Source organism: Sphingomonas jinjuensis (genome assembly GCF_014197105.1).
Lineage (GTDB): Bacteria > Pseudomonadota > Alphaproteobacteria > Sphingomonadales > Sphingomonadaceae > Sphingomonas > Sphingomonas jinjuensis.
The window spans coordinates 237,996-246,365 of record NZ_JACIEV010000007.1 but is presented as its reverse complement, the minus strand read 5'-3'; the positions used below and the strand labels follow the sequence as shown (position 1 = coordinate 246,365).

Here is an 8,370-nt window from a genome sequence, read left to right as displayed (position 1 = left end):
GCTGCATCAACAGGCCGGACACACGGAAGCACCTGAACCTGCGCGATCCAATCTTCCGAACACCCCCTTGTATCCGACGGGGCGTCCACACACGGACATCCGTAGCGCTGTCCTTTTCGACCAAGCCGTCGCGCTGCCGCGAACGCACCGCCCTCCCGCCCCCACATCCCCAACAATCCCACACGCTTAGCACCGCGTTAACCACTCCCTCGCTACGCCTGCCCGCACTCAATGTGGGGAACATGCGTGGACGCGACGATCGACAATTGGGCGGGTGCCCCGGCAGCCGATGCCAGCGCGGGGGCGGCGATCGTTCCTGCCGATGCCAGCGAGCGGGCCGTCGCCGGCCGGCTGGTCGCGGCGAGCGGGCTGATGCTGTTCCTGGAGCTGGCGCTGATCCGCTGGCTCGGGGCGAATGTCGTCCACCTGTCCTATTTCTCCAATTTCATCCTGCTCGGCTCGTTCCTGGGGATCGGTGCGGGATTCCTCGTCAGTCGCAAGGCGTGGACGATCTGGCCGCTGTCGCTGCCGTTGCTTGCGGTCCTCATCGTCGGCGTCACCGTCTTTCCGGTGACGATCGAGCGAAGCGGCAACGACGTCATCTATTTCACCTCGCTCCAGCTCAGCGGCCCGCCCGCCTGGGTCGTGCTGCCGACGCTGTTCGCGCTGACCGCGCTGATTCTCGCCGGCCCGGCCGAGATGGTCGGGCGCTGCTTCGCGCGGATGGAGGCGCTTACCGCCTATCGCTACGACATCATCGGCTCGCTGGTCGGCATCGCCGGCTTCACGCTGCTCAGCTTCCTCAATGCGCCATCGCTCGCCTGGGGCCTGATCGTTGCGGCGGCCTATCTCAGCCTGTCGGCGCGGCATGAGCGCCTCGCCCGGCTGCTCTGGGTCGCGCCGCTGCTGTTCGTACTCACCGTCGAAACGCTGAAGCCCGGCATCAGCTGGTCGCCCTATTACAAGGTCAAGACGATCGAGCTGCCCGATCGCGGCCCCGGCTTCCTGCAGATCGACGTCAATGGCGTGCCGCACCAGCTGATGGCGCCCGCCGCCTGGAAGCTGAACCAGGGCGAGAAGATCTACCAGACCCCCTATCTGCGCCTGCCGACCAACAAGATGCAGGACGTGCTGATCGTCGGCGCGGGCTCGGGCTCGGACGTCGCGATCGCGCTGCGCGAGGGCGCGCGCCACGTCGACGCCGTCGACATTGACCCGCGCATCCTTCAGATCGGGGCCGAGCGTAACCTCGACCGCCCCTATGCCAGCCCGAAGGTGGTTCGCCACAACAACGACGGTCGCGCCTTCTTGGAGGGCACGGATCGCCACTACGACCTGATCCTGTTCGCGCTGCCCGATTCGCTGACGCTGGTCAGCGGCGCGTCGCAGATCCGCCTCGAATCCTTCCTCTTCACCGGCGAGGCACTGGCTTCGGTCCGCCGCCACCTGAAGCCCGGCGGCGCGTTCGCGATGTACAATTACTATCGCGAGCCGTGGCTGATCGATCGCCTCGCCGGCACCGCCGCGCAGGCATTCGGCCACGCGCCCTGCGTCGACCTGTTCGACGAGGCGCAGGCGGTCATCAGCGTCGCCGCCAACCCCGCCGACCAGAAGTGCGCCGGCGCGTGGAAGCCTGCGTCGCAGCAGGTGATCGCGCCCGCCAGCGACGACCGCCCCTTCCTCTATTTCCGCGGCGACAGCTTCCCGCCCTTCTATGCGGTCACGCTGGTCGCGATCCTCGTCACGTCGCTGCTCACCGTCCGCGTCCTCGGCGGTCCGCTGGGCAGGATGCGGCCCTATGCCGACCTGTTCTTCATGGGCGCCGCTTTCCTGCTGCTTGAGACGAAGAACGTCGCCACCTTCGCGCTGCTGTTCGGCACGACCTGGCTGGTCAACGCGCTGGTCTTCGCCGGCGTGCTGATCGTCGTCCTCGCCGCGATCGAAACGACGCGCCGGGTGAAGACGCCGCCGCTGCCCGTGGTGTTCGGCGCCATCGCCGCGTCGCTCGCGCTGGCCTGGGTGATCCGGCCGGAGTGGCTGTTGCCGCTGCCTTATGCCGCGCGCCTCGTCGCCGCGACGCTGCTGGCCTTCCTGCCGATCTTCCTCGCCAACATCGCCTTCGCTAAGCGCTTCCGCGATGCCGGCGACTCGCAGGCGGCGATCGCGATCAACCTGCTCGGCACGATCGTCGGCGGCTGCCTGGAATATGGCGCGCTGCTGACCGGCTATACCAACCTGTTGCTGGTGGTCGGCGGGCTCTACCTGCTGGCCTTCGTGCTGGCGCCCAAGGGGTCGCTGCGCACCGCCTGATCGCCTGTCGGGTTCCCCCGCCGCGCGTCGCCGATCGCCCTCATTTTCGGGTGATCGGCGCCGCCCTGCCCAACTGCGGCGCGGGATAGCCGAGCGACGGGTGATGGGCCGCCGGATGGCGAACCTTCGACGGCCGCCCCTCGCTGCGCATCCGCCGATCCGCCTCGGTCCAGTCGGGCAGCACGTCGCCTTCCTGCTGCCAATGGACGATGCTCGCCTCGTCGCACCAGCCCAGCAGCCGGGGCATCGCGGCCAGGTGCGATCCGCTGGTCATATAGCGTCGCATGGCCGCCTGATCCTGCCACAGCGTCATCGTCCAGAACGTGCGGCGTCGATCCGGCAGCAGCGACCCCTGCAGAAACCCCTCGGCCCCGCGCACTTGTCGCAACGAAGCCAGCGTGCGGACGACGAACGCCGGCATGAAGCGCAGCGAGCGAATGCGAAGCCGGGTGATGCTGACGAAAACCATGGTCGATCATGACGTAACCCGCGGCGGTCCTCAATCCTACCGCATCTCGACGATCCGCGTGCCGATCCGCGCCGCCTCCTCAGGATCGTGAGTCACCATCAGGATCGGCAGTCCCGCTTCGTCGCGCACCCGCTCGATCGCCCGCATCACGTCCTCGCGACGTGGGCGGTCGAGCGACGACAGCGGCTCGTCGAGCAGCAGGAAGCGCGGGTCGCTCAGCAGCGCGCGGCCGATCGCGACCCGCCGCGCCTCCCCGCCCGACAGCGTCCGCGGCCAGCGATCGAGCAGCGGCGCGATCCCCAGCATCGCCGCGGTCGCGTCCAGGTCGGCGCCCTCGGGCGCGCCGTACAACAGATTGGCGCGGACCCGCCGATGCGAGAACAGCCGCGCCTCCTGAAAGACATAGCCCACCCGTCGCCGCCGCGGGGCGACATCGATCCCGGCGGCGGCATCGAACAGCGTCTCGCCCGCCACCACGATCCGCCCCCGGTCGGGCGTCAGCAGGCCGGCGATCATGTTGAGCACGCTCGTCTTGCCTGCGCCCGATCGCCCGACCAGCACCGTTGCGCCTTCGCCGCCGCTTAACGACAGCGTGATGTCGCGCTCGCCGATGCGCCTGGCGATGTCGATCTCAAAGGACATGCGTCCCCCGCCCCATCCGCCGCGCCAGCCATTCGGATGCGACCAGCGCCGCCAGGCTCAACCCCACCGAAATCGCCGCCAGCCGCCACACCGCGCCCTCACCGCCCGGCACTTGCAGTGCCGAATAGATCGCCAGTGGCAGCGTCCGCGTCTCGCCCGGCACGTTCGACACGAAGGTGATCGTCGCCCCGAATTCGCCGATCGACCGTGCGAAGCCCAGCACCGCCGCCGCCAGCACGCCCGGAAAGGCGAGCGGCAGCGTCACCGTGGCAAACACCCGCCACGGCGACGCCCCCAGCGTCTCGGCCGCCTGCTCCAGCCGCCGGTCGACCGCCTCGATCGACAGCCGCATCGCCCGCACCATCAGCGGCAGCGCCATCACCCCCGCCGCGATCGCCGCGCCGCTCCAACGGAACAGCACGCTCACCCCGAACCAGCGCTCCAGCACGCCACCGATCGGCCCGGCCGGCGCGAACAGCAGCAGCAGCACCCAGCCGGTGACGACCGGCGGCACCACCAGCGGCAGGTGGATCACCGCATCGACCAACAGCTTGCCCGGAAATCGCCGCCGCGCGAGCAGCCATGCCAGCGCGAACGCCAGCGGCAGCGTCGCCGCCATCGCTGCCCCGCCGACCTTGAGCGACAACAGCACGATCCCCCATTCCTCCGCGCTCACGGCGTCAGGAAACCGTATCGGCGAAAGATCGCCCTGCCCGACGCACTGACCAGATAGCGGCGAAACGCCTCGCCCTCCGGGTTGGTCGACGCCTTTAGCCGCGCGATCGGATAGGTGATCGGCGGGTGCGTGCGCGCCGGAAATACGCCCGCGACCCGCAATCCCGGCGCGGCACGCACGTCGGTGGCATAGACGATCCCCAGCGGCGCCGCGCCGCGCTCGACCAGCGCCAGCGCCGCGCGCACGCTTTCCGCCTCGACGACGCGCGGCTTCACCAGCGGCCACGCGCCCAGCGTCTGGAAAGCCGCCTTGCCATAGCGCCCCGCCGGCACCGCGCCGGTATCCGCCATCGCCAGCGGCCCCGCCGCCAGCACCCGCGCCAGCGGCTTGGCGGCGAGCGGCACGCGCACCGGATTGCTCTTCGCCGCGACGACGACCAGCCGGTTGCCGACCAGCGTCGCCCGCGTCGCTGGGACGATCAGGCCGCCGCGCTGGAGCACGTCCATCCAGTCCTGGTCCGCCGATACGAACAGGTCCGCTGCGGCGCCCGCCTGCACCTGCCGCGCCAGCGCCGATGATGCCGCGAACGAGATCACCGGTCGCGGATGCCCGGCGCGCGCCCAGGCATCGGCGGCGGCGCCGAGCGATTCCTGCAGGCTCGCCGCCGCCAGCACCAGCGGCGCCTTGCGCTGCGCCGCCGCCGGAGATGCGAGGAGCAATATCCCCGCCAATACAGCCCGTCGCGCCATCCGGCTCATTCGCGTCTCCGTCATGCCGACATCGTCAGAAAGCTTGGGTCAGGCCTAGCGGCCCGGCTCCGCATCCACCCGCCCCGTCCGCTGCAACTTTCCCCACCCCACCTTGGGTCCACGCAGCGCCTGGGCGATCGCCTTCAGCACGACATAATACATGACCTGACGATAGCCGATGCGCTGCGGGATCAGCAGCCACAGTAACCGCCACTGCTCGCGCCGCTCCAGCGCGAAGGCGATGACTGCAGCCAGCAGGTCGATCGCGGTGAAGATAAGCCAATAGGCCAACATCGTCTCGATATCGTGGCTCGTCTGGCCCCAGCCATGCGCCTGCACCGCCAGATAGGTCGCGCCGAAGCTGACCAGCAGCGCCAGGTCGATGATCGGCGAGATCGCCGCCAGCACGATCTGGAACACGATCGCCTGCGGCAGGCCGACCCAGCCCAGCCCCCGCGGCTGGCTGCGCCCGATCATGCCCTTGTACTTCCACAGGCATTGCAACGTGCCATAGGCCCAGCGGAACCGCTGCTTGGCCAGGCCACGGAACGTCTCGGGCGCCTCGGTCCAGGCGATGGCATATTGGTCGTAGCGGATCTTCCAGCCGGCATGCTGGATCGCGATCGTCAGGTCCTGGTCCTCGGCCAGCGTGTCGTCGGGATAGCCGCCGACCGAGCGGATCGCCGCCAGCCGCCACGCGCCGACCGCCCCCGGCACCACCGTCATCGCGTCGAGCCGGGCGAGCGCACGCCGCTCAAGGTTCTGCGCGGTGATATATTCCAGCGCCTGCCACTTGGTGACCAGGTTGACGCGGTTGCCGACCTTGGCATTGCCCGCGACCGCGCCCAGCGTCGGATCGTCAAACCAGCGCGCCAGCCGAGCGATCGTCGTCGGTTCGAACTGCGTATCGGCGTCGAGCGCGATGACGATCTCGCCGTTCGCCAGCTCGAGCCCGCGGTTGAGCGCCCGCGCCTTGCCGCCGTTCTGTAACGTCAGCAACCGCACGCGCGGATCGGCGGCGAAATTCTCCTCGACCAGCGCGCTCGTCCGGTCGGCGGAGCCATCGTCGATCACGATCACCTCGATGCGCACGTCGGACGACGCGAGCACGCGCTCGACCGCACGGACGATCACCGCCTCTTCGTTGAACGCGGGGATCATGACCGTGACGAAACGGTTCGGATCGATCGGCGGGAAGACCGTCCGGCTCTCGCGCTTCGCCTGGATCAGCGCCAGCGCCGACAGCACCAGAGCGCGGGCGATGCCGATCGTGATCGCGAAGGCGAACAGCCAGTGCAGACCGGTGACGATCCCGCCCAGCATCGTGAACAGCGCCAGGTCGATCCCTGCCGCGACACGATCGCTGCGCTTGATCCCCGGCATCGCGTGATGACGCGACACGCCAGCCAGCGTCGATACCAGGACGAAGCGATAGCCCTTGGCGCGCAGCTGGTCGATGATCGCCGGCAGCGCCGCGACCGTTTCGGACCGGTCGCCGCCCGAATCGTGGAGCAGCACGATGTTGCCGCTGCGTTCGGGGGTCGACGCCTCGACGCCTTCGATGGTGCGGTCGACGATCGCCTGTACCCCCGGCCGTTTCCAGTCGTCGGGATCGACGTGGAGGCCGACCGAGATGTAGCCGCGCTCCTGCGCCTGCAGCGCCGGCTCGATCTCGTCGGCGGTGCTCGGTTCGGCGTCGCCGAAATAGGGCGCGCGGAACAGCTTCATCGAATGGCCGGTAAAGGCCTGGAACAGCCGCTGGTTGGCGTTCAGTTCGAACAATACCTGGTTCGGGCCGACCGTGGCCAGATTGGGATGGGTATAGGTGTGACTGCCGACCTCATGCCCCTCGTCGACCAGCCGCTGGAGCAGACCGCGCTGGGTCAGCGCGTTTTCGCCGACGATGAAGAAGGTAGCGGGGACGCCCTTCGCCTTCAGGATATCCAGGATCTGCGGCGTCCAGGTCGGATCGGGGCCGTCGTCGAACGTCAGTGCCACCAAGCCGGGGCGATAGCCGGTGCGATAGACGACATAGGGCGACGGCAACCGGTCGAACAGCACGTCCTGGACCATCCCGTCCGTGCCGGGGACGGTACGCCGCGCGCCCTCGACAGGCGACGCGCCGATCCGCAGGATTTCGCCCGACCCCTCGATATCGACGTTGGTGCCCGCCGGAATCTGGTCGATCGCGTTCGGCGGCGGCAGGGTCCGGTGGTTGCGGCCGAAGATCGACCACAGGCCCGGATCCTCCGATCCCAGCCGCCACAGCGCGACGCTCCTGATCCCGGCGCGATTGAGGAACGCCAGCTGGTTGTACGCCGATGCCGCATCCAGCAGCCAGACGGTGTGCTTGCTGCCGCCTTCCATATAGGCGAAGCTGCTGTTGCCGCTCGCCTTGTCCCACGTCGGCACCGCATCGCTGTCGCGCGCCGCCTGCCACGCCTCCTCGACGTCGAGCGCATCGCCGCCGCCGTCGTGCCAGTCATAGGCGTAGGACCCGACCGCCACGACCAGCTTGCCCGCCGGGATCCCGCGCGCCGCCGAGGCGACGCTCTGCGCGAACCAGTGCTGCGACGCGATCGGCCCGGCCTCGCCGCCGGTCTCGTGCTCGTCGTACGCCATCAGGAAGATCTTGTCGGTCACCGGCGCATAGGCGGGCAGGTTCCAGTCCTCGTTGCCAACGGGGGCCGCGATCGCGACCACCCAGCCGCGCTTGCCGAACCGCGCCTTCGCCTCGCCCAGGAAGGTGCGATAATCGCCCTGCGCGCTGGCGGGCAGATCCTCGAAGTCGAAGAAGGCGCCGCCCGCGTTGTTCGACCCCAGCCACGGCTCAAGCCGGTCGAGGAACGCCTTGCGCTGGACCGGATCGTGGAGCAGCGCCGCCGTGCCGGCCCCGTCCCAGCTGCCGTTCAGCGCGTTCTGAATCATCGGCACGATCACCGGCCGCCGCTGCGCGCGATTGATGATCTGCCGCCCCGCGACATCGCGGAACACCGTGATGTGATGGTCGGCGCCCGTCACCGACACCCAACCGGGCACCACCCAATCGAGCTGGTCGATGTGCCGCGCCAGGCTGGCCGCGCTGGCATCGTCCCAGGGGGTGTGGAACGCCACGGCCAGCGACGGATTGACCCCGGCCGCCGCCTGCTTTCGCGCCGTCGTGCCAGGCTTGGCCGGGCCGCCCCCGAACAGGCGGCTGGTGTAATAGCGGATGTCGCGCTTCGTCTGCGCCACGATGCCCTTGGGCGGCGGCAGTCGATGCGTCGCGGGCCGCTCCGGCTCGACCGGCAGCAGCGGCGTCCGCTGCACTGCGCCGATCGAGGTGACGAATCCGACGACCGACAACAGGATCAGCGCGATGAACGCCGCGACCGCGAGCGCGAACCGCCGACGGCGACGACCGCTGGCATCGTAGAAGACGGGACGTTCGGCCATGCGTACTCCGGAAGGGACCGCTTGATGCGTCCTAACCGATATCAGCGCTAAGACGCCACCATGACGATTGCGTCATCTCATCCTCCAAT

The 8,370-nt window shown here is 69.1% G+C and carries 6 protein-coding genes; 1 reads left to right on the top strand and 5 read right to left on the bottom strand.

Annotation, left to right across the window (positions count from 1 at the left end):
- Positions 1 to 246 precede the first annotated feature (246 nt).
- Positions 247 to 2,310 carry a spermine/spermidine synthase domain-containing protein gene (locus GGQ80_RS13220; RefSeq protein WP_221364375.1) on the top strand — a complete coding sequence of 688 codons (2,064 nt, stop codon included), beginning with the start codon at positions 247 to 249 and terminating at the stop codon, positions 2,308 to 2,310.
- Positions 2,311 to 2,350: 40 nt separating this feature from the next.
- On the opposite strand, the gene GGQ80_RS13215 is transcribed toward GGQ80_RS13220, so the two are convergent.
- Genes GGQ80_RS13215 through GGQ80_RS13195 form a run of 5 tightly spaced genes read right to left on the bottom strand, consistent with a single transcriptional unit; the run spans position 2,351 to position 8,281 of the window.
- Complete coding sequence (locus GGQ80_RS13215) at positions 2,351 to 2,779, bottom strand: antibiotic biosynthesis monooxygenase (protein WP_183985570.1); 429 nt, start codon at positions 2,777 to 2,779, stop codon at positions 2,351 to 2,353.
- Positions 2,780 to 2,815: 36 nt separating this feature from the next.
- Positions 2,816 to 3,421 (bottom strand): ATP-binding cassette domain-containing protein, encoded by a 606-nt coding sequence (locus GGQ80_RS13210; RefSeq protein ID WP_183985568.1) that lies wholly within the window; start codon positions 3,419 to 3,421, stop codon positions 2,816 to 2,818.
- The gene (modB, locus tag GGQ80_RS13205; protein ID WP_183985566.1) at positions 3,411 to 4,097 is read right to left on the bottom strand and encodes a molybdate ABC transporter permease subunit; all 687 of its coding nucleotides are present in this window, start codon (positions 4,095 to 4,097) and stop codon (positions 3,411 to 3,413) included. The genes GGQ80_RS13210 and modB overlap by 11 nt, the downstream gene beginning before the upstream one ends.
- Positions 4,094 to 4,870 carry a molybdate ABC transporter substrate-binding protein gene (gene modA / locus GGQ80_RS13200; protein WP_425506055.1) on the bottom strand — a complete coding sequence of 259 codons (777 nt, stop codon included), beginning with the start codon at positions 4,868 to 4,870 and terminating at the stop codon, positions 4,094 to 4,096. Before modA ends, modB begins: the two co-directional genes overlap by 4 nt.
- Positions 4,871 to 4,900: 30 nt before the next feature.
- Positions 4,901 to 8,281: a polysaccharide deacetylase family protein gene (locus GGQ80_RS13195; RefSeq protein WP_183985564.1), complete on the bottom strand. Its 3,381-nt coding sequence runs from the start codon at positions 8,279 to 8,281 to the stop codon at positions 4,901 to 4,903.
- Positions 8,282 to 8,370 lie beyond the last annotated feature (89 nt).

What these genes read in the sequence shown, in the direction of transcription:
- GGQ80_RS13215 (WP_183985570.1), bottom strand. Translation starts at nt 2,779, where the DNA reads ATGGTTTTCGTCAGCATCACCCGGCTTCGCATTCGCTCGCTGCGCTTC.
- GGQ80_RS13210 (WP_183985568.1), bottom strand. Translation starts at nt 3,421, where the DNA reads ATGTCCTTTGAGATCGACATCGCCAGGCGCATCGGCGAGCGCGACATC.
- modA (WP_425506055.1), bottom strand. Translation starts at nt 4,870, where the DNA reads ATGACGGAGACGCGAATGAGCCGGATGGCGCGACGGGCTGTATTGGCG.
- GGQ80_RS13195 (WP_183985564.1), bottom strand. Translation starts at nt 8,281, where the DNA reads ATGGCCGAACGTCCCGTCTTCTACGATGCCAGCGGTCGTCGCCGTCGG.